17 protein-coding genes and 1 pseudogene are annotated in these 19,599 nt (G+C 72.0%); 9 read left to right on the top strand and 9 right to left on the bottom strand.

Going from position 1 to position 19,599, the window contains the following annotated elements:
* Positions 1-160: 160 nt before the first annotated feature.
* The 5 genes from ACZ4VW_RS25975 to ACZ4VW_RS25955 all read right to left on the bottom strand — a co-directional run bounded on the left by ACZ4VW_RS25975 (position 161) and on the right by ACZ4VW_RS25955 (position 6,620).
* Entirely contained in the window at positions 161-1,948 is a 1,788-nt protein-coding gene (locus ACZ4VW_RS25975) for a BCCT family transporter (RefSeq protein ID WP_467966365.1), read from the bottom strand.
* A 197-nt stretch (positions 1,949-2,145) separates the two neighbouring features.
* Complete coding sequence (locus ACZ4VW_RS25970) at positions 2,146-2,715, bottom strand: hypothetical protein (RefSeq protein WP_467966363.1); 570 nt, start codon at positions 2,713-2,715, stop codon at positions 2,146-2,148.
* Between the two features lie 332 nt (positions 2,716-3,047).
* The gene (locus tag ACZ4VW_RS25965; RefSeq protein WP_030556983.1) at positions 3,048-3,251 is read right to left on the bottom strand and encodes a cold-shock protein; all 204 of its coding nucleotides are present in this window, start codon (positions 3,249-3,251) and stop codon (positions 3,048-3,050) included.
* 231 nt (positions 3,252-3,482) lie between these two features.
* A complete protein-coding gene (locus ACZ4VW_RS25960; protein WP_467966361.1) occupies positions 3,483-3,821 on the bottom strand; it encodes a helix-turn-helix domain-containing protein in 339 nt (112 codons plus the stop codon).
* Positions 3,822-5,363: 1,542 nt separating this feature from the next.
* On the bottom strand, positions 5,364-6,620 hold the full coding sequence (locus ACZ4VW_RS25955; protein ID WP_467966359.1) for an aromatic acid exporter family protein: 1,257 nt from the start codon (positions 6,618-6,620) through the stop codon (positions 5,364-5,366).
* A gap of 325 nt (positions 6,621-6,945) precedes the next feature.
* On the opposite strand from ACZ4VW_RS25955, the gene ppk2 reads away from it, so the two are divergent.
* The 3 genes from ppk2 (at position 6,946) to ACZ4VW_RS25940 (ending at position 9,990) form a co-directional block, all read left to right on the top strand.
* On the top strand, positions 6,946-7,929 hold the full coding sequence (gene ppk2, locus ACZ4VW_RS25950) for a polyphosphate kinase 2 (RefSeq protein ID WP_467966500.1): 984 nt from the start codon (positions 6,946-6,948) through the stop codon (positions 7,927-7,929).
* A gap of 170 nt (positions 7,930-8,099) precedes the next feature.
* Positions 8,100-8,264, top strand: a complete 165-nt coding sequence (locus ACZ4VW_RS25945) for a hypothetical protein (protein WP_467966357.1) — start codon at positions 8,100-8,102, stop codon at positions 8,262-8,264.
* A gap of 175 nt (positions 8,265-8,439) precedes the next feature.
* Positions 8,440-9,990, top strand: coding sequence for a hypothetical protein (locus ACZ4VW_RS25940; RefSeq protein ID WP_467966355.1), 1,551 nt, complete (start codon positions 8,440-8,442; stop codon positions 9,988-9,990).
* A 247-nt stretch (positions 9,991-10,237) separates the two neighbouring features.
* Here the strand turns inward: ACZ4VW_RS25940 and ACZ4VW_RS25935 are convergent, their stop codons facing one another.
* From ACZ4VW_RS25935 to ACZ4VW_RS25925, 3 genes and pseudogenes are all read right to left on the bottom strand, one after another.
* The gene (locus ACZ4VW_RS25935) at positions 10,238-11,341 is read right to left on the bottom strand and encodes a glutamate--cysteine ligase (RefSeq protein ID WP_467966353.1); all 1,104 of its coding nucleotides are present in this window, start codon (positions 11,339-11,341) and stop codon (positions 10,238-10,240) included.
* Positions 11,342-11,529: 188 nt separating this feature from the next.
* A pseudogene (locus ACZ4VW_RS25930) lies at positions 11,530-11,852 on the bottom strand (TrmO family methyltransferase domain-containing protein); the annotation flags it as partial.
* A gap of 30 nt (positions 11,853-11,882) precedes the next feature.
* The gene (locus ACZ4VW_RS25925; protein ID WP_467966351.1) at positions 11,883-13,097 is read right to left on the bottom strand and encodes an RNA-guided endonuclease InsQ/TnpB family protein; all 1,215 of its coding nucleotides are present in this window, start codon (positions 13,095-13,097) and stop codon (positions 11,883-11,885) included.
* Between the two features lie 50 nt (positions 13,098-13,147).
* On the opposite strand from ACZ4VW_RS25925, the gene tnpA reads away from it, so the two are divergent.
* Positions 13,148-13,576, top strand: a complete 429-nt coding sequence (gene tnpA, locus ACZ4VW_RS25920; RefSeq protein WP_467966349.1) for an IS200/IS605 family transposase — start codon at positions 13,148-13,150, stop codon at positions 13,574-13,576.
* A gap of 217 nt (positions 13,577-13,793) precedes the next feature.
* The gene (locus ACZ4VW_RS25915; protein WP_467966347.1) at positions 13,794-14,243 is read left to right on the top strand and encodes an excalibur calcium-binding protein; all 450 of its coding nucleotides are present in this window, start codon (positions 13,794-13,796) and stop codon (positions 14,241-14,243) included.
* 202 nt (positions 14,244-14,445) lie between these two features.
* On the opposite strand, the gene ACZ4VW_RS25910 is transcribed toward ACZ4VW_RS25915, so the two are convergent.
* A complete protein-coding gene (locus tag ACZ4VW_RS25910) occupies positions 14,446-15,033 on the bottom strand; it encodes a TetR/AcrR family transcriptional regulator (RefSeq protein ID WP_467966345.1) in 588 nt (195 codons plus the stop codon).
* Positions 15,034-15,127: 94 nt separating this feature from the next.
* Between ACZ4VW_RS25910 and ACZ4VW_RS25905 the strand changes: the two genes are divergently transcribed.
* The 4 genes from ACZ4VW_RS25905 to ACZ4VW_RS25890 all read left to right on the top strand — a co-directional run bounded on the left by ACZ4VW_RS25905 (position 15,128) and on the right by ACZ4VW_RS25890 (position 19,148).
* Positions 15,128-15,553: a VOC family protein gene (locus ACZ4VW_RS25905; RefSeq protein ID WP_467966343.1), complete on the top strand. Its 426-nt coding sequence runs from the start codon at positions 15,128-15,130 to the stop codon at positions 15,551-15,553.
* A gap of 216 nt (positions 15,554-15,769) precedes the next feature.
* Positions 15,770-16,714, top strand: a complete 945-nt coding sequence (gene sigJ / locus ACZ4VW_RS25900; RefSeq protein WP_467966341.1) for an RNA polymerase sigma factor SigJ — start codon at positions 15,770-15,772, stop codon at positions 16,712-16,714.
* 145 nt (positions 16,715-16,859) lie between these two features.
* Positions 16,860-18,110 (top strand): NAD(P)/FAD-dependent oxidoreductase, encoded by a 1,251-nt coding sequence (locus tag ACZ4VW_RS25895; RefSeq protein ID WP_467966339.1) that lies wholly within the window; start codon positions 16,860-16,862, stop codon positions 18,108-18,110.
* Between the two features lie 681 nt (positions 18,111-18,791).
* Entirely contained in the window at positions 18,792-19,148 is a 357-nt protein-coding gene (locus tag ACZ4VW_RS25890) for a hypothetical protein (protein ID WP_467966337.1), read from the top strand.
* Positions 19,149-19,599 lie beyond the last annotated feature (451 nt).

Raw genomic sequence — 19,599 nt, 5'->3', positions numbered from 1 at the left:
ACGGCCGGCAGGCGGCGGGCTTCGGCCTCGCGATCGTGGAGGACGGGGGCCCGCGGAATGCCGGTGATCTGGGCCGGCCGTGGGCGGCGATTTACGGCAACGGGCGGCCGGCCCGGGCCTTGTCCCGGCCGGGACAAGGCACAGTGGCCGCCGCCACCTGTCAGGAGGCCGGAGGCGGGGCTTCTGGGTCTTTGGGGTCGCGGCCGTTCTGCGTTTTTCCTGGAGGGGTCTCGCCCTGCGCCGGGCCGATGCGGATCTCGAAGTCGCCCGCGTACTCCTCGTGGCCCGCGATCACGGCTTCCTCCACGGCCTCTTCGGCGAGTTCCTGGCGGACGATCAGCGGGTCACGGCGGAGGTCCCGCAAGAGGGCCCAGCACATGCCGATCATCACCAGGACGAACGGGGCCGCGACAAGAATCGTGAGGTGTTGCAGGCCCGCGAGGGCGTCGCCCTTGCCCTCGCCGACGAGCAGCATCACAGCCGCCACGCCACCGGTCACCACGCCCCAGAAGACGACGACGAACCGGGCAGGTTCGAACGTGCCCTTCTGGGAGAGGGTGCCCATCACGATCGACGCCGCGTCGGCGCCGGAGACGAAGAAGATGCCGACCAGAATCATCACGAGCAGGCTCGTCACGCCGGCGATCGGGAATTCCTGGAGCACGCCGAAGAGCTGCGCCTCGGGCGTGGTCGCCTCACCGAGGCTTCCCTGCTCCTTCAGGCGCATGGCCGTACCGCCGAAGATGGCGAACCAGACCAGGCTTACGGTGCTGGGCACCAGGATGACGCCGCCGACGAACTGACGGATCGTGCGTCCCCGGCTGATGCGGGCGATGAACATGCCGACGAACGGCGTCCAGGAGATCCACCAGGCCCAGTAGAAGACCGTCCAGCTGCTCAGCCAGTCGGCGACGTCACCGCCGCCGGTGGACGCCTCGGTGCGGCCGATCAGCTGCGGCAGCTCGTCGAAGTACGCGGCGAGGGAGGTGGGGATCAGGTCGAGGACCAGGATGGTGGGGCCGACGATGAACACGAAGGCCGCGAGGATCACGGCCAGCACCATGTTGATGTTGGAGAGCCACTGGATGCCCTTCTCCACGCCGGAGACGGCGGAGAAGACGAAGCAGACCGTCAGCACGCCGATGATGGCGACGAGCAGACCCGTCCCGGCCTTGTTCAGCCAGCCCACCTCGTGCATGCCGCTGCCGATCTGGAGCGCGCCGAGCCCCAGGGAGGTGGCGGAGCCGAACAGCGTGGCGAAGATCGCCAGGATGTCGATCACCCGGCCGGGTCCGCCCTCGGCGCGCTTCTTTCCGATGAGCGGGACGAAGACGGCGCTGATGGTCTGTCGCCTGCGGCGCCGGAATGTGCTGTACGCGATGGCCAGGCCGACCACCGCGTAGATGGCCCACGGGTGCAGGGTCCAGTGGAAGAGCGTGGTGGCGAGCGCCGTCTGCATGGCGTCCGCCGAGTCGGCGGGGTCGGTGCCCGGCGGCGGGGTGGTGTAGTGCGCGAGGGGTTCGCTGACGCCGTAGAACATCAGGCCGATGCCCATGCCGGCGCTGAACATCATGGCGACCCAGGAGACGGTGCTGAACTCCGGCTTCTCGTGTTCCTGGCCCAGCTCGATCCGTCCGTACCGGCTGATGGCGAGCCAGAGCGCGAAGACGACGAATCCGGAGGCGGCCAGGACGAACGCCCAGCCGCCGTTGTGCATCAGGACGTCCAGCAGGGTGTCGGAGACGCTCTCCAGGGCGCCGGTGGCCGTGGCTCCCCAGATCACGAAGCCCAAGGTGAGCACGGCCGTCACCCCGAAGACCACCCGGTCGGTGACGGGCGCCTGGTCCTCGTGCGGGTGACGGCCTGGCAGGGCGGCCTTCACCGGCAGCCGTAGCCTCTGGCCCCGTTTGCGTTGCTCTTGAGACACAGGCGCACCCTTCGCGATCATGGCCCGAATTGGCTCCTGCTATCCCGTACCACGGCGCGCACACCTGTCCCGGCATCAACAGGCGCCGAGCGCGCCTTTCTCTGAGGTGACAGGCCCGTACGGGTATGGAGGAGGAGTGGCACGAGAGCTCGCCGCGACTGCCGCCGCCGTAGGGAGGGCCCGTCGCGGCCGGCCTTGCCCGTGTCGCCGGACCTGTGCTAGCTCGCAGCGGCGAGGAGGCGTGTCTCCCACACCGTGGCTCGCTCCTTCGCGAACGACTCGCTCGAGGCGTAGTACGTGTACGTGTACGTACTGGTGTCGGCTGTCACCTTCAGAACGTGGTCGGTGCGGCGGAGGAACCTGCGCCTGGGCTTGATCACAGCATCACCCGACAGGATCGCGGTGATGACCTGCCGGAGATCCGACGCGGCGACCTGATCGAACTGCCATCCCTCGAGGATGAGGCGGGCGGACGCGTCGACGCGTTCGTGGTGCATGACGTCAAGTTGCACGTCCTCGCCGTCCAGCCGCATGACGCATTCGGTCATCCGGCCGCCGCCGTCGAGTTCCCGCTCCTCGATGTCCGGATCTGTGTCACCGAGGCTGCGCATCGCCGCGGAGATCTCGGCTGCGATGTTCCGCTTCTCCGGTTCCACCCGCGCCACTTCACCACCACCTGCCACCTGCCACCTGCCACCTGCCCATGAACGGGCTGCTTTTACGGCCCTTGCCGAACCTGAGGGGCCGACGGCGTCGGCCGCGACGGGGACAGGCACCTGGTGGTGCATGCCGGGGCGCCAGGAGCGGGGAGCTGGGGCACGAGGGGCGGACCGCGAGGCGGGCCGCGAGGCGAACCTGGCAGCGGTCGCGTTTCTCCCCGCCGGCTGACGCCTCCTGCGCACGGTGACGGGGTGGGCGGCCACCGCCGGCGCCGGGCACGCGCCCGGGCCTGCGGCCCGCCCCCGTAGACACGTTGTGGCGCAGAAGGTGGCCGCGCGGCCCCGTTCACATGCCCACTCCCCCGCAGCGGAGCCGCTGTCCGCCGCTCGGGGCGGGGCTGCGCGACGCAGCCGTTCGCCTCGAGCTCGGTGCCCACGGCTCCGCGAGCGGGCGGGGAGGGTCAGGCCAGGTTGATGTTCTCCGCCTGGGGGCCCTTCTGGCCCTGGGTGACGTCGAACGTCACCATCTGGCCTTCCTGGAGCTCACGGAAGCCCGTCGAGTTGATCGCCGAGTAGTGGGCGAAGACGTCCGGGCCGCCACCGTCCTGGGCGATGAAGCCGAAGCCCTTCTCCGCGTTGAACCACTTCACAGTTCCCGTAGCCATGTCTCATGCCTTCCAGTCGATGAACGCCTCGCGCACCATGCGGGAGACGGAGGTGATCGCCCTGGTTCCTGCGGCACAGCACAGCAAAACGCCCACGCCGTAGGCATGGGCAGAGGGAACTTCCGAACCACGACAGCTAACGGGGACGCTACACGTCCCTACACGCTGTCACCACAGGAAACGCCCGAATGTGTGCGCGGGCCCGCCGGTGTCCGGCGGGCGCGCAACTTCTCAGGCCGCGGTCGGCGGGTGGGCCGATGCGGTGGTGCGGCGGTGTTCGGCGTTGATGCGCTGGGCCTCTTCGAGCTGGTCCTCGAGGGCGATGATGCGGCAGGCGGCCTCGATGGGGGTGCCCTGGTCGACGAGTTCGCGGGCGCGGGCGGCGATGCGCAGCTGGTAGCGGGAGTAGCGGCGGTGTCCGCCCTCGGAGCGCAGCGGGGTGATGAGGCGTGCCTCGCCGAGGGCGCGGAGGAAGTTCGGTGTGGTGCCGAGCATGTCGGCGGCCCGGCCCATGGTGTAGGCGGGGTAGTCGTCGTCGTCGAGACGGCCGTAGGAGTGGTCTGCTGTCATCGCACCTCTCTCGAGGAACCGCATGAACGTGTGGAGGGGCCCTGGTGCCGTACGGCACCAGGGCCCCGAAGGAACTACACCATCTGCCGGCCCTGATCCTGCGCCGGCGTTCTGTGTCCGCCCGCCCGACCCAGTTGCTGTCGGGGCTGCGGGGATCGCGGTTGCTTGACCGGAGACCACCTCACTGTCGATGTCCTGCGGTACCCGGGCCCAAGACTTCCGCCCGGGCGATCCTGATGGCGCTTCGTTCCTCCGTTCTTCCCTCGGTGATCAACTACCTACCAAACGGGAACTTCCTCCTGCTGGTACTGCTCCACTGGGTACTGCTGGTGATGCGAACCGCTCAAGTGACCTGTGACAGCGCCACTCTTCGGCAGCCAGCCCCGTCGCCCGTCCTGCGTCTGCTCCGGCTTGGAACCCCACTGCCGAACCTCCCGGTGCGCGCGTCCGCAGCCGACGCCTTCACCGAGGTACCGCTCACTGACTCACTGCGGGGTACCGCCACTACGGTGGCGGCCCCTGATCACTGCGGGCCGCCCGGTCCGGTCGTCAGTCCCGTCGCCGTCCTGCAACCACCCTGGCTTCGACACTCCACCACCGGACCGTCATGCGCACTGCAACTACGGGTACTGCTGCCCGGCAGTTCGTCTCTGCCGGGCCCTGCGGTCCTTCTTGGTTACGAGAGAAACATAACCACACCACCGCTCAATGTCTACTCTGGCCGCCATAGATTTTCGTGTGCTCGGCAGGGAGGTAATCACCATCGAACATGGACGATTGCCGGGACGAGCCGGGGTGACGGGCCGTGCCCGGGGCCCAAGCCCCGGGCGGACGGGACCGGGCGGACGGGACCGACGGTGCGACCGCCGGCGGGAGACCCGGCGAGGAGCTCCGGAGCGCTGTCGCGTGACCTGACCGAACCCCAGAACAGCATCAAGGTGGCCGTGCAGAGCCCAACCCGCGGATGTTGCGTGTGCGCGCCCCCGGCCTGAACGGCGGCACCGGTGGCTTCGGCTGACGCATGGCCAACCGGCGCGCCAGAACGACCGGGTAACCCGCCGGCGGGTCAGGAAGTGGCCGCAGCCGTGAACGCCGGCATCCGTACCGCCAGGCGCCTGCCGAGTACCTGCTTGTCGGGGCGGCGGATCCGGTGGTCCGAAGTCCGTGGGTGAGCCGGTGCTCCGGTGGGTTGAGTACGGGTACTCATGTGGGCGGTGATCGGCAGCCCGCATCATGCCGGGGCGCCGCGCGGGGTTGGTCGCGTGCGGGGGCGGGCGGCGGGCGGGCTGGGGGCGCGCCGTTGCCGTCGGGGGCCGTGCCGGAGGGGCGCGCCGCCGACCGGGGGGCGGTGTGCTGTTTCTCGGTGGCCGCCACTGGCGTCTCGTACGGCGGCAGGGGCGCCGGGTGACAACCGGTCCCGCACGTCGTGCGCGCCGGCCGAGGGGAAGTGGGCCGTCCGGTTCGGGTGTGGGCCGGCCGATACGGGGCACGCGGGGGTCAGGCCCCGCCGCGTTTCCCCCGTCGCGGCGGGGTCTCGCCGTGTCAGTGCCGGGGATCGCGCGTGGCCGGCCCGGTGCCGCGGGCCCGGCCTTGGGCATGTGCCGGGGCCCGGGGGGCTTGTGCCGGGGCCCGGGGGGCTTGTGTGGTCGAGAGCGCGGCCAGGGCCTGGTGGCCCCAGCGGAGTTCGGCCAGCAGGCGTGAGGCGTCGGTGAGGAGTGCGCCTTGCAGGGTGGGGGCGGGCGGGCGGGTTTTGGGGGCCGTCAGTTCCTGCCGCTCCAGTGTGCCGAGTTCGTCGTGGGCCGCGTCGATCATCTCGGGCAGGCGGTGGTCGTCGGTGGGCGACGGCTTGCCCAGCTCCTCCATCACGGTGGCCACCCGCCGCAGCAGGGAGCCCAGGCCGGAGCGGAAGGTGCCGGGCAGGGTGTCGAGCTCCTCGTCCGCCAGGGCGAAGTCCAGGGTCCGGGTCAGGGAGCGGAGGTGGTCCAGGCAGCGCTGGGCGACGGTGAGCGCCTCACGGGCCCGGGGAAGGGCGTGGGTGTCCCCGTCGAGGCTCCGGCGGGGGTTCAGCTTGGCGTTCTCCTCCTCGGCGTCGATGCTCGCGCCGATGCGGTCGCAGTCGGCGGACAGTGCGCGCCAGTCCTGCCGCCACCGGCGGACCTGGCCGGGGTCGGGGGCGCTCGCCGCGAAGGCGCCGGCCAGGCCGTCGGTACGCCGGCTCAGGCCGTCGTAGAGGTGCGCGACGTCCTGCTGGCGGTGGCTGGTGTGCCGTGCGGGAGCCACGGCGAGGTGGGCGGCCAGTCCGCACAGGGTGCCGAGGATGACGGAGAGGGCGAGGTGGCCGATGTAGTCGATCCGTCCTTCGCCGGAGGAGAAGGCGAAGAGCCCCACGACGGCGACCTGGATGCCCTGCTGTCCCAGGCTGCGGACGCGGCCGATGCGCAGGGCGGTCAGGGTCAGGAGCGCGAGGGCCCACGCGTGCAGGCCGAGGGTGGCCGCCGCGGCGGCGGCGAGCGTGGCCCCCAGCGACATCGCCAGCAGGTACTGGACCGATTCCCGGAAGGAGCGGTAGACCGTGGCCTGCACCGCCACCAGCGCGGTGAAGGGCGCGAAGGTGGAGACCGTCGAGGGCAGGAAGTGGTGGGCCAGCATCCATGCGACCGTGGCGGCGACGACCGTCTTCGCCGTGAGGAGCAGATCGTCCCGCTCGCTTCCCGACGATCGCAGGGCACGCCGCAGGTAGCCGATTCTGTCGGCGGCCGCCGCCCGCGCCTTTTCGGGCACCTTGCCGCGCCTGGGCACGATGGATCACCTCCTGGGGGCCGTCTGCCCCGCTGACGGCCCGACGCACACATCGGCATCGGCCCGTACCGGGATCAACGCTTTTGTGGAGGGTTGGCGCGTCGGGCCGAGGGCACCGGCAGGTAGCGGGAGAGCGAGGTGGCAGGTGGGTGAGGTGGGTGAGGTGACGGGAGCGGGCGCGGCGGGCGGCGAGGAGCGGGAGATCGTGGCCGGCGACGTCACGGTGGAGGACGTGGAGGCCGCGGTCGAGGACGTGGAGGCCGGGGACGTCGAGGCGGAGGACGTGGAAGCCGAGGACGTGGGCGTCGAGGCCGGGGACGTCGAGGTGGAGGCCGGGGGCGTCGAGGCGGGTGAGGCGGTGGCCGGGGAGCGGCAGGATCTGTTGAGCGGTCTGAGCGTGGACGCGAGCCGGCCCGAGCAGCCCGTCCTGCTCAGCGCCGCCGGTGAACCGATCCGTACCTGGCAGGAGAACTATCCCTACGACCGCAAGGTTCGGCGGGGCGAGTACGAGCGGGCCAAGCGGATCCTCCAGATCGAGATGTTGAAGCTGCAACGCTGGGCCAAGGAGACCGGTGCCCGGCTGGTCGTGGTGTGCGAGGGCCGGGACGCCGCCGGCAAGGGCGGCACGATCCAGCGGTTCACCGAGCGGCTCAACCCGCGCGGCGCCCGGATCGTGGCCCTGGACAAGCCGACGGAGCGGGAGGCGGGCCAGTGGTACTTCCAGCGTTATGTGGCTCATCTGCCGGCTCCCGGGGAGATCGTGTTCTTCGACCGCTCCTGGTACAACCGGGCGGGCGTGGAGCGGGTGATGGGCTTTTGTACGGATGAGGAGTACGAACTGTTCCTGCACCAGTGCCCGCTGTTCGAGCGCATGCTGGTCGAGGACGGCGTCCATCTGCTGAAGTTCTGGTTCTCCGTCTCCCGCTCGGAGCAGCGCACCCGCTTCGCGATCCGGCAGGTGGACCCGGTCCGGCAGTGGAAGCTCTCCCCCACCGACCTGGCTTCGCTCGACCTGTGGGACCACTACACCGCCGCCAAGGTGGCCATGTTCAGGGCGACGGACACCACGTACGCGCCGTGGACGGTGGTCAAGAGCAACGACAAACGGCGGGCCCGGCTGGAGGCCATGCGCAGTCTGCTGTCGCGCTTCGACTACCCGAGCAAGGACCCGGCCGCGGTGGGCGAGCCCGATCCCCTCATCGTCGGCGCGGCCGACACCCTGCTCGAACCCGGCGAGGAGACCTCCGCCCTCTCCCCCACACCTCTGGCCCCGCGCCGTGAGGGCCCTGGAGAACACCCGCACAGCTGACAGCCGCCGCCCGCCCCCGGAGGTCGGCACCGCGCTCACCACGAGGTACCGCCCCCTTCCCCGGGCGACACCGGGTGGGTTGCGCGCGAGCGGCCCGCACCGTGCTGACGCGACGCGACAGGGGTCCCCGTACACTCGCTAGCCGATTCCACCACGGGAGGATTACCGAAGTGAGCCAGCACGATCAGACCCGCTGGGTGCAGGGGGACGTCCCGATCTACTCGGCTCTCGTCCGGGAACGCGGTGACGTACCTGCGGAGGTCCGGCGGGTGGCCGCGCAGGTGCTGGACGAGGCGGACCGGGCGGTCGACTTCAGGTCGGTACGCGCCATCTGAAACGGACGAAGGGGTGGCCGCGGGGGTGCCAGGGGGCTCTGGTCCACCTCATCGACGGCCAACAGCCGAAGGCTGGACGGCGAGCAGCCGAAGGCCGGGCAGTCGGCCGCGGTGGCAGGCCGGCCCCGGGGCGGGGCGATGCGGTGCTGTGCGGTGCTGGGGAGGGCGGGTCCGGGTGGGTGCGTACGAGGAGCTGACGCCGAACCAGCGGATGACCAACCGGTTCCACCTCGCCTGTCTGGCGACGCTGATCCCGTACCACCAGCGGCCCGCCGCCCTGGAGGCATGGCTGGACATCGACCCGGCCCTGTTCTTCATGGGGTTCGACCCGCCCACCCCTGTCACCGAGGCCGTCCAGCGGCTGGGCGGCACACGGCTGCGGGCCGCGCTCGCGCACACGGCCCGTCACGCCGGCACCCAGCGAGCCCTGTTCGACCTCGACATCCCCGAGGTCGACGCGGCGCTGCTGGGCAACCGCCAGCTGGGGTACGAGACGTGGTGCCTGTTGCGGATGCGGGATCCGGTCGCCGCCGCGGCCGGCCGTGCGTACCAGCAGGACCATCATCGTCGGGCGCTGTTGTCGCACGACGCCGAGCTTGCGGCGGCCGCCCTGGTGGACCTGCGCGGCGAGCACCCGCCGACGGCTCGCGCCTTCGCCTGGGAGACCGTGCGTGCCGCGGGTGGAACGGCCCGGATGCGGGAACTCGCCGCACTGCTGCCCGGCGCAGGCCACCCGGCCGACGCCGACGTCGTCGCGGCCTTGGCCGAGGCCGATCCCGAACCGTTCCTCGACTGCGCGGCCGAGCGCCGGCTCGGCACGGGCGCGCTGCTGCGCCGCCTGCGGGCCGCGCATCGCACGGATCGCCCGCCCCGGGAGGTGCAGCGGGCCATGCGGTCGGTCCTCAAGGAGCCGTACCGGATCGACTGGCGGCTGGTCGCGGCGGCCCGGCTCGGCGGCCGGCTGCCGCGCACGGCTGCGCAGGTGCTGCGCTCGCGCGCCGACTGCCCGCCCGAGGTCGCTGTCGTTCTCAGGACCGGCCGGCCGGCCGTCCCCGGCCGGCCGCTGCCGCCCGCCGCCCCCGAGGCGGAGACGGCGCAGCAGCCGTACCGGCGCCCGAGCAGTCACTGGGTGCCTCCGTGGCAGCCGCCCGGTGACACCGGGCCGTTCGGTGAGACCGCCGCCTCGGCCCGCCAGGTGCTGCGGACGACGACGGTCGTCTTCAACGCGCACCGTGACCCGCAGGCCCCTCACCTCGGTCACCTCGGCGCGGTCCTCGAACGCGGACAGCTGTCGGCGGCGGAGGCGGTCGCCCTGATGCGTCCGGCGAGCCTGCTGACGTCGTGGGTCGGCCAGCAGTCCGGCTGGACCGATGTGTCACGCGCCGCCTGGAGCGGCCGCTCCGCCCTGCACGTGGAGACGGCTGCTCTGCTGGCCCGCTGGAGCGCCGGCGGTGTTCCCGCCCGGTGGTGGGCCGCGTTCCTGCCTCGGTTGTGGCACTTCCCGGGAACGCTGCCCGAGCTGCTCGCGGAAGTGTCGGCCTCGCAAGCGGGCGAGGCGCCCCGGCCCGGGCCGGAAGGGCCGGAAGGGCCGGACGCCGCGGGGCGGGACGCCGCGGGGCGGGACGCCGCGGGGCGGGACGCCGCGGGGCGGGACGCCGCGGGGCGGGACGCGGCGGGGCTGGAGGGGCCTCGGCCGGAGGGCGCCGCTGGTCCCGTACGGTCCTGACGTCCAGTCACATCCCTTGCCGGGCAGGGCTGGTGGGTCCGTTCGCGCGCGGGGCCGAGGGAGGTGCGGGTCACCGACCGGGCGCGGCCGCCGTGAACGTCCCGCCCGGACGGTCGGACCTCACGCCCCTGGGGGCGGGCAGATCGACGGAACAGCACCAGGTCGCTTCACAGCCGCCAGGCACCGCCCACTCGCCCATGGCGGTGGCGGGCGATGGACCGGCCCGCAGGGGGCGGGCCCGGTGTGGTCAGGTGGTGTCGCCGGACGTGATCCGTACGCACTGCCGTACGACCTCGCGCAGGTCGCGCCCGCCGCGGTGGAGTTCGCGCTGGCGCTGGGCTCCGCCTCCGCGGGCGAGGAGGGTCGCCACGGCGCGGTGGACGCCGTCTCGGTCCGCGGAGTCGCGCAGGGCCGCGTCGGTGTGCTCCAGCAGGGCGTCCAGGGCCGCTTCGGCGGGTGTCTCGCGCAGGGTGCGGGGGTCCAGGAGCGGACCCTCGAGTCCGGAGCGGGCGGCCCGCCAGGAGGCCAGTCGCAGCAGTGCGGCCGGGATCCGGGCGGGCGGTTCGCCCTCGCGCCAGGCGCGGGCGGCGGTCTCCACGAGTCCCCGGGCCAGGGTCGCCACCAGCACGGTGGTGTCCGCCTCCAGGCAGACGTCGGCGACGCGGATCTCCACGGTCGGGTAGGAGTGGGAGAGCCGGGCGTCGAAGTAGACCATCCCCGTGTCGCGCAGGACCCCGGTCGCCAGCATGTCGCGCACCCGCTCGTGGTATCCCTCCGCGTTGCCGAAGGGTTCGTACGGGCCGGCGGACGGCCACCGGTTCCAGACCCGGCTGCGGTAGCTGCTGTAGCCGCTGTCCTGGCCGTCCCAGAACGGCGAGTTGCCGCTGATCGCGTTCAGCAGGTACAGCCAGGGCCTGATCCGGTCCAGGACGGCGACGCCCTCCTCGTCGGACTCCACGGAGACGTGGACGTGGCAGCCGCAGGTGAGCTGCTCCTGGGTGGTGAGGGCGAACTGTTCCGCCATCCACCGGTAGCGGCTGCCGAGGTTGCGGGACGGCTCCACCGGCAGCGGCGAGGTCGCCAGGGCCACGACCCGGGCGCCCGCCTCTGCGGCGTGACGCGCGGCCGCCCCGCGCAGGCGGACGATCTCGTCGCGCAGTTCGCGCATGTCGCTCAGCGGGCGGGTGGCGAACTCCAACTGCTCCTGGTGGAGCTCCTTCTCGAAGACGCCCTGTTCCTCCCCGTCACCGCTGACCGCCTCCGCCGCCAGCACCGCCGGCGCCACGGCGAGCGGTTCGCCGGTCGTGGCGCTGACGAGCAGCAGCTCCTCCTCGACTCCTACGGTGCGCATCAAGCTCCTTCCACGCCACGGGCCACGCCCGACCGGATCGGCCCCCGGCCTGGGGGGCCGCAGGTCATGCGTATGCCCAGGACAGCGCGGGTGACGCTCCAGGCGCGGCCTCGATGTCGCTGACACCGACCAGGGGCCCTACCGGGAACGGGGCGGGAGGGCGGGAGAGGGGGACGGCCGGGGTCGTGTCAGTAGTACCGGCGCATGATCTCGGTGGCCCACGCGGGCTGGGTGGTGGCACCTTGGGGGCCGAATTCGGTCATGTAGGGCTTGATGTCGAGTACGGGGGTGCCGTCGACCGCGTCCAGGCCCTGCACGTGGACGTCGAGTCCCTCGACGCGCAACAGGCGGCAGCGCGAGACCCCCAGGCGGTTGGGGCGGTTCTTGCCGCGCTGGGCGAAGATGCCCACCAGCGGCCAGTCGGTGTTGCCGCGGGGATGCCGGGCCCCTGCTTCCACCTTCTCCACCGGGACCCGGTCGAAGCCAAGTGGTAGACGACCTCGACGTGACTCCTCCCCCTCCTAAAGGAGGGGGCTTCTCGCTATGCCTGGCTGGCGTTGCGACGGACCAGCCCGGCCCGTAGTACGTTCAGGGCGCCCACCGTGTCCGCGTGCGCGCTGTGGCAGCACGAGACGCAGTGGAACTGCTCCTGCGTGGGCCGGTTATCCGCTGAGATGTGCCCGCATTCGGGGCAGGTCCGGGAAGTGTTGCGGGGGTCCAGGGCGATCACTTCCCGACCGGCGCTTTCAGCCTTGCTGGTGAGGATCGTGAGGAACACCCCCCATCCGGCATCCGAGATCGAGCGGTTGAGTCCAGCTTTCGCGGCGGCCCCGTTGGGCAGGAAGCTGCGCGGTGTGTCGGCGCCGGGCTTGGGTGCGGGGGCCTTGACCATGTTGCGGATCTTGAGGTCTTCGTGCGCGATGAAGTCATGCGCCCGAACCAGGTCCAAGGCGGTCTTGTGCGCGTGGTCGAAACGCTGGCGGCGGACCTTACGGTGCAGGGTCGCGACGCGTTCCACGGCCCGCCGGTGGTTCGCCGTGCGCTTGTCGCGGCGGACCCGGCCGAAGCGGGAGAGAGCCTGCTGTGCGGCGGCGAGCTTGTCGGCGGCGCGACGGCCGTGACACGGGTTGGGAACGAACTCGCCGTTGGAATCGGCGAGGAAGTTGGCGATGCCCACGTCGATACCGACCACACTGCCGGTTGCCGGAAGCGGCTCAGGCTGCGCCTGCTCGGCCGTGAGAACCACAAACCAACGCTTACCCTCGCGCTTGACCGACACGGTCTTGACCTTGCCGACCACCGGCCGGTGCTGGTTGACCTTGACGTGCCCGACACCCTGGAAACGGACGCGGGTCACCGGGTCGTGCGGGGTTGCATCCCACCGGCAGCCATCGCCGTCCTTGGGGAAGTCCACGGTGTCGAACCAGTTTATGCCCCGGAAGCGCGGGTATCCCGGAGTGTCGCCGGACTTGATCCGCCGGAAGAACGCGGCGAACGCCTTGTCGAGACGACGCAAGGTCGCCTGCTGCGAGGAGAACGACCAACGCCCCTGACGCTCCGGGTCGAACGCCCGGATCTCCTTCAACTGTGCCGACTGCATCCCGTACTTGATGCTCGTCTTCGACGCGTGCCGGTAGGCATCGCGGCGTTCCTGCAGCGCACCGTTGTAGAGCGAGCAGTGATCACGAAGCATCTCACCGAGCGCGATCGTCTGCCCCACGGTGGGCCGCATGAGGAACTTGTACGAACGGATCACCCGGCCCACCCCCTTTCAGGTCACCGTGATCAACATACTACAGTTGGCGGATGTCACCTCGCTGGGAACCAGACCCCGATATTCGCAGAGGAAACCACGTCGTCTACAACCTGCATGCCCACTTGGTGTTTGTCACCAAGTACCGGCGTGAGGTCTTCGACGACGCCATGCTGAACCGATGCGAAGCGATCATGCGGGACGTATGCGAGAAGTTCGAAGCCGAGCTGCGCGAGTTCAACGGCGAGGGCGACCATGTGCACCTACTCGTGCACTACCCGCCGAAGATCGCCCTGTCGAAACTGGTCAACAGCTTGAAGGGCGTCAGCTCCCGCTACCTGCGAGCCGAGTACACCGGCCGCATCAACCGAATCGGCACGGGGTCCGTCTTCTGGGCACCCTCGTACTTCGTGGGCTCCTGCGGCGGGGCGCCGCTGAGCATCGTCCGCGACTACATCGAGAACCAGAAGCGGCCTACCTGACCGTCATGACAAAGGCGCAGGGCACTCCGGCGCTCCGCGCCTCCGCTTTCGGGATCGCGGTGCAGGGCGGCCCGACGGGGGTGGTCTCCCGCCGTGCCGGCCGGGTGTGCCGTACCCGTTCGGCCCACATCCCAGTGCCTGACGGGGCCGGTGCTCCTAAGGTCGAAGCGACCGTCTCGGGGAGTATGAGGAGGTCCAGGTGAATCGTCGTACTGCTGTGGCCGGTATAGCTCTGGCTTTCGCCGCCCTCGCTCCGCTCTCCGAAGCGGCGCATGCGCAAGGGGATCTTGACTGCCGCGATTTCCGCTTCCAGGAAGACGCCCAGGCCGTCTTCGAGATGGACCGCAGCGACCCGAACCGGCTCGACGAGGACCAGGGGCCGGACGACAACATCGCCTGCGAGTGGCTGCCGAGAAGAGGCAGCAGCACCGCCACCGCACCGCCCCTGACGCCCCTCTCCACGCCCACGTCCCCCTCCACGCCCACGCCTACGTCCACGTCTCCGGCCACCGTCCGGCCGACGGTGATGCCCTCCCGCGGAGCCCAGGGCGGAGTGGGCGGCGCGGCAGGGCCCAGCAGCCTGGAGACGGGGGCCGGTCTGGTGCTCGCGACAGGTGCGGCCGTCGGTCTGTCGTACGTCGTTCTTCGGCGTCGGCGGCACTCCTGAGCGCAACGGCGCAAGAGGCGGCGTGCGATGCGCCGCTGCGTCCAGCGCCGCGTACGCGTCCTGGTGGACGCGGAGAGGGCGTTCGCACTGTTCTCGCCGCGAACAGCTCGGAAGCCGTGAGGGCGAGCCCCCTCCCCCGCCGACGTGCGGGGGGGCGGGGGCTTCGCCGGTGCGGGCACCGGGGCGGGCACGGGGGCGGGGGTTATCGGCGGGTGGGGGTGTGCAGGCCTGCCAGGAGCTGGTCGAGGGCCGCTTCGGCGGCCCCTGGGTCGCCGCCGCCGGCGATCCAGAGGGCGGCTTCGTTCATCGCTCCCGACAGGAGCCGGGCGAGGGGCTCGACCGGCCGGTCGGGGATGGATCCGGCTTCGGCGAGTGCGGTGAGCGCTTCGGTGAGGTGCCGGGCGGAGTTCTCCTCGTCGAGGGTGCGCCATTCGTTCCAGCCGAGGACGGTGGGCGCGTCGATGAGGAGGATCTGGCGTACGGCGGGGTCGGTTCCGGCGGCGAGGAAGGCGTGGCAGCCGGCACGGAGTTGGTCCCACAGGCCGGTGTGGTGTGCGGCCGCGGCGGCGACGTGTTCGCCGAGTTCGTGCTGGACCTGGGCGACGACTGCCCGGAAGAGTCCGGTCTTGCTGTGGAAGTGGTGGTAGGCGGCCCCTTTGGTGACTCCGGCGGCTTGCGCGACATCGGTCAGGGCGACGTGGTGGTATCCGTCGGCGGCGAAGCGGCGGCGTCCTTCGGCGAGGAGGGCATGGTGGGTGGCTGCCCGTTGCTGTGCTCGGTTGGTGGCCATCAGGGGTCGCCCTTTCCATTTCGCGTACCGGGGGTATGCTAACGCCACCATTCACATACCCAGGGTATGTGAAATTGAGCGAAGGATCCCTGCCATGACCGACCGACTCCACGGCTTCTATCCGGTGCTCGCCACCGGCGACGTGGCGGCCGCGCGCGACTTCTACACCCGCCACTTCGCCTTCGAGGTGACCTTCGAGGCCGAGTGGTACGTCAGCCTGCGCCGCGCGGACGCCCCGCACTACGAGCTGGCCCTGCTCGACCACACCCACCCGAGCGTCCCCGAGGGCCACCGGGCCGCGCTGGAAGGCGGGCTGCTGCTGAATTTCGAGGTGGGCGACGTCGACAGCGAGCACCGGCGGCTCGTGGCGGAGGCCGGGCTGCCCGAGGTACTGCCTTTGCGCACCGAGGAGTTCGGCCAGCGCCACTTCATCGTCGCCGCGCCCGACGGTGTGCTGATCGACGTGATCACCGTCGTCCCGGCCAGCGAGGAGTACGCCGCCCAGTACACCGGCGTCTGAGGTCGTCGGGGGCGGTGGCGCGGGGGCGGGGGTCGGCGCGGGCGTGGGGGCTCGGGCGTGGGGGCTCGGGGTGGGTGTTGGCGGGCGTAGAGGGTTGGCCCCCGCGGGCGTGGGGGGTTGGTGCGGGCGGGTGTTGGCCCCGCGGGTGAGGGGGTGTCGCGGGCCGGGGGGTGGTGCGGCGGCCGCCGCGGACGGGGGGCGATTAGGATCGCGGGCATGGCTCTGCTCATGAGTGACGTCGACCGGTTCGAGGCTGCCAGGCCCCGGCTGGAGGCCATCGCCTACCGGCTGCTCGGTTCGGCCGGTGAGGCCGAGGACGCCGTACAGGAGACGTTCCTGCGCTGGCAGGCGGCCGATGTCGGGCGGATCGAGGTGCCGGAGGCCTGGCTGACGAAGGTCCTCACCAACTTCTGCCTCAATCAGCTCGGTTCGGCGCGGGTGCGGCGTGAGACGTACGTGGGCAGGTGGCTCCCCGAACCGCTGCTGGCCGGGGACCCGATGCTGGGGCCCGCGGACACCGCCGAGCAGCGCGAGTCGGTGTCGTACGCCGTCCTGGTCCTGCTGGAGCGCCTGTCGCCGGGCGAGCGGGCGGTGTACGTGCTGCGTGAGGCCTTCGACTATCCGCACCGGGAGATCGCCGAAATCCTGGACGTGACCGAGGCCGCCAGCCAGCAGATCTACCACCGGGCCAAGAAGCACGTCGCCGACGGCAGGGCGCGCACGGAGATCGACGAGGCCGCCGCCCGCAGGATCGTCGAGGAGTTCCTGGCCGCGGCGACCAGCGGGCGCACCGAGCCGCTGGTGCGCCTGCTGACGCAGGACGCCGTCTCGGTCGGGGACGGCGGCGGGAAGGTTCCCGCGCGCGCGAAGGCGTTCGAGGGCGCACTGGCGGTCGCCACGTTCCTGCGCGGGCTGTTCAAGCCCAGCCCGGCGAAGCGGGCCTACGTGGGCGGCACGCCGGAGATCTACGCCGCGACGGCCAACGGCGGGCCGGCCGTCGTGGCGGTCGTGGACGGCCGGGTGGTGGGGGTGACGTGCCTGGAGGTCACCGGGGAGGGCATCGTCGCCCTGCGCAGCCAGGTCAACCCGGACAAGCTCGTACGCGCCACGCAGCAGTGGGCCGCCGCGGGCCGCGGGGAGTCTCCTCTGTACGTTCTCTGACCCTCCCGGGTGTACGTTCTCCGACCCTCCCGGGCAGGTGTGACGTGCTTCACATTCTGTTCCTGTCAGGAAACGCCGGGCTGTCCGGTTCAAGGGGCGACACCGCGAAGGACCGCGGCACCACCTCGCAGACAGGAGCAGGCCCATGCAGCACCGCATCGTCGTCCTCGGAGCCGGCTACACCGGAGCCGTCACCGCCGGCCGCCTCGCCAAGCGGCTGCACCGCGAGGACGTCACCATCACCCTGGTCAACCCGGAGGCGGACTTCGTCGAGCGGGTCCGGCTGCACCAGCTGGCCGCCGGCCAGGACCTCACCCCCCGGCCGTTGCGCGAGATGTTCGCGGGCACGGGCGTGGCCCTGAAGCTCGCGAAGGTCACGGGGGTGGACGTGGACCGCAGGACGGTGACGGTCGCCGCCGTGGACGGCCCGGACGGCCCCGGCCAGGAGGAGGAACTGGCGTACGACACGCTGGTCTACGCCCTGGGCAGCGGCTGGAACGACGGCGGGGTCCCGGGCGTCACCGCACACGCCCACGAGGTCGCCGGCCGGCCCGGCGCGCTGCGTCTGCGTGAGCGGCTGGCCGCCCTGGGCGCGGGCGGGTCCGTGGTCGTGGTCGGGGGCGGGCTGACCGGGCTGGAGGCCGCGGCCGAGATCGCCGAGGCCCGCCCGGACCTCGATGTCGCCCTGGCCGTGCGCGGCGCCCTGGGGGACTGGCTCTCCGGCAAGGGACGCGCCCACCTGCGCAAGGTCGTGGACCGGCTCGGCATCACCGTCCACGAGCACACCGCGGTCGGCTCCGTGGCGGCGGACGGTGTGACGACGGCCGACGGGCGGACCCTGCCCGCCGACGTCACCGTCTGGACCACCGGCTTCGCCGTGCACGAGATCGCCCGGGCCACCGCGCTGGAACTCGCCGAGGGCGGCCGGATCGTCGTCGACACCACGATGCGCTCGCTGTCCCACCCCGATGTGTACGCGGTGGGGGACGCCGCGATGGCCATCGGGCCGGGCGGCAAGCCGCTGCGCATGTCCTGCGCCTCGGGCGTTCCGATGGCCTGGCAGGCCGCCGACGCCATCGCCGCCCGTCTGGCCGGCGCCAAGGTCCCCCGCGTCTCCATCCGCTACTTCCAGCAGTGCGTCTCGCTGGGCCGCAAGGAGGGCCTGATCCAGTTCGTCACCGCCGACGACCGGGCCGTCGAGCGGGCGCTGACGGGCCGTGTGGCCGCCCTCTACAAGGAACTGATCTGCAAGGGCGCGGCCTGGGGCGTCGCCCACCCGACCGCGGGCGTGCCGGCGCGGCGCCGGCGGGTCGCAGCGCAGCAGACCCGCGGCGGCGCGCGGGCGGAAGCGGGGAAGTCCGTGGAGGCGGCGGTGGAGAGGGAGGCGGCGGTCTGACCGTGGCCGGGCGGCTGGTGCGGTGGGCGGGCACGGGTCGGACGGCACGGTCGGACGGTGCGGGCGGGCGGGCACGGTCGGACGGTGCGGGCGGGCGGGCACGGTCGGACGGTGCGGGCGGGCGGGCAGCGGGGCACGGGCGGACGGGCGCGGCGGGTGCTGGCGGACGGGTGCGGGGCACGGGCGGACGGGCGCGGCGGGTGCTGGCGGACGGGTGCGGCGGGGCGGCGGTTCAGAACCCGGGGCGGGCCCGCCCCCGCCCCGGGTCGTCCAGGCCCCGGTCGGGCCGGCCGGCGCCCAGCCCTCTCCCGTCGTGCGTCCACCCGGCCTCGTACCGAACCGCGGGCGCCGGCCGGGGTGGTGGGTGCGTCGGCCGGGACCGCCGGCCCGCGCGCCCGGGCGGCCGGACTCATCCCGCCGGACAACGGTGGCCCTGCGCTCCGGTGGCGTACCGCGCTCCCCCGGATGCCTGGAGGCGGGGGTGGGCCTTTTCATTACCGGGCCCGGTGCTCGCCACAACCGATCGGCGCGGTTGAGCGTCCTCCACGCAGAACCGCTTCCGGCCGGCCGGCCGGTACGGAGCGGCGCCAACCGCCAACCCTGGAGGGCATCATCGGCACGTCCATCCCCGACCACCCCTCCCCCACCGCACGGCCCCGCAGGGCCGCCGCGATCGGCAGGATGCTGCTGGGCGGCGTCGCGGGCGTCGTGCTGACCGCCGCGTTCCTGACCGTCATCTGGTGGCCGCAGAGCGAGGTGACCTACCGCAGCAGCGCTCCCGCAACGGTGGCCTACCCCGACGGCTTCCCGCACTTCCTCGAGCTGGTGCACCGGCACACCCTGTCCGGGCGGCACTCCTACAAGATGGTGGTCGGCAGGAGTCACAACATGTCCTACGGACACTGGGTGGACATCGACACCGTCCTGGGCGCGAAGGGCATCGAGTCCACCACATGGACGGAGTCCGGGGTACGCGTCCGCTTCCCGACCGGTCACGAACTCTTCGTCCCCGCCCGGTCTTTCCTGTACGGCAGGTGACCGGCCGAGCCCGTACGACGATGCCGTGACGCGCCCGAGCCGAGGGCGAACACCCCGCCGCTCATCGACGAGCCGGCCAGCCGGACACTCATGCCCGCCCTTGTCCCGGCTGCCCGCGGCGAGAGTGCCCAGGCCGCGCCAGTGCCCGCGCCCCTGCCGGCACACCGGCGTCGCACCCTGCAACAGCTGCAGCTGCAGATGTGCCGTCTCCCGCGGGGGCGCACCACCCCCTGCCCTCTCCCCCGGCCGAGCGCTGGGACAGGACCTGCCCCGTCGCCGGCCGTCACCGCACCCCCTCCGCGACCGCCGCCGCCCGCCGGCCCGAAGTGCGCACAGCGCGTGAAAGCCGGTGGTCGGGGCGCGAGTTGGCCGCCGAGGCGGCAGGCTGCTGGGCCCTTCGCCTGCCGCAAGGCCTGCGCGGACAGATCAGCGACCTCGGATTCAGGCTCGC

Source organism: Streptomyces sp. NPDC029139 (assembly GCF_055564335.1).
Note: the sequence above shows the minus strand (reverse complement) of the source record. Positions and strands in the feature narration are given on the sequence as shown.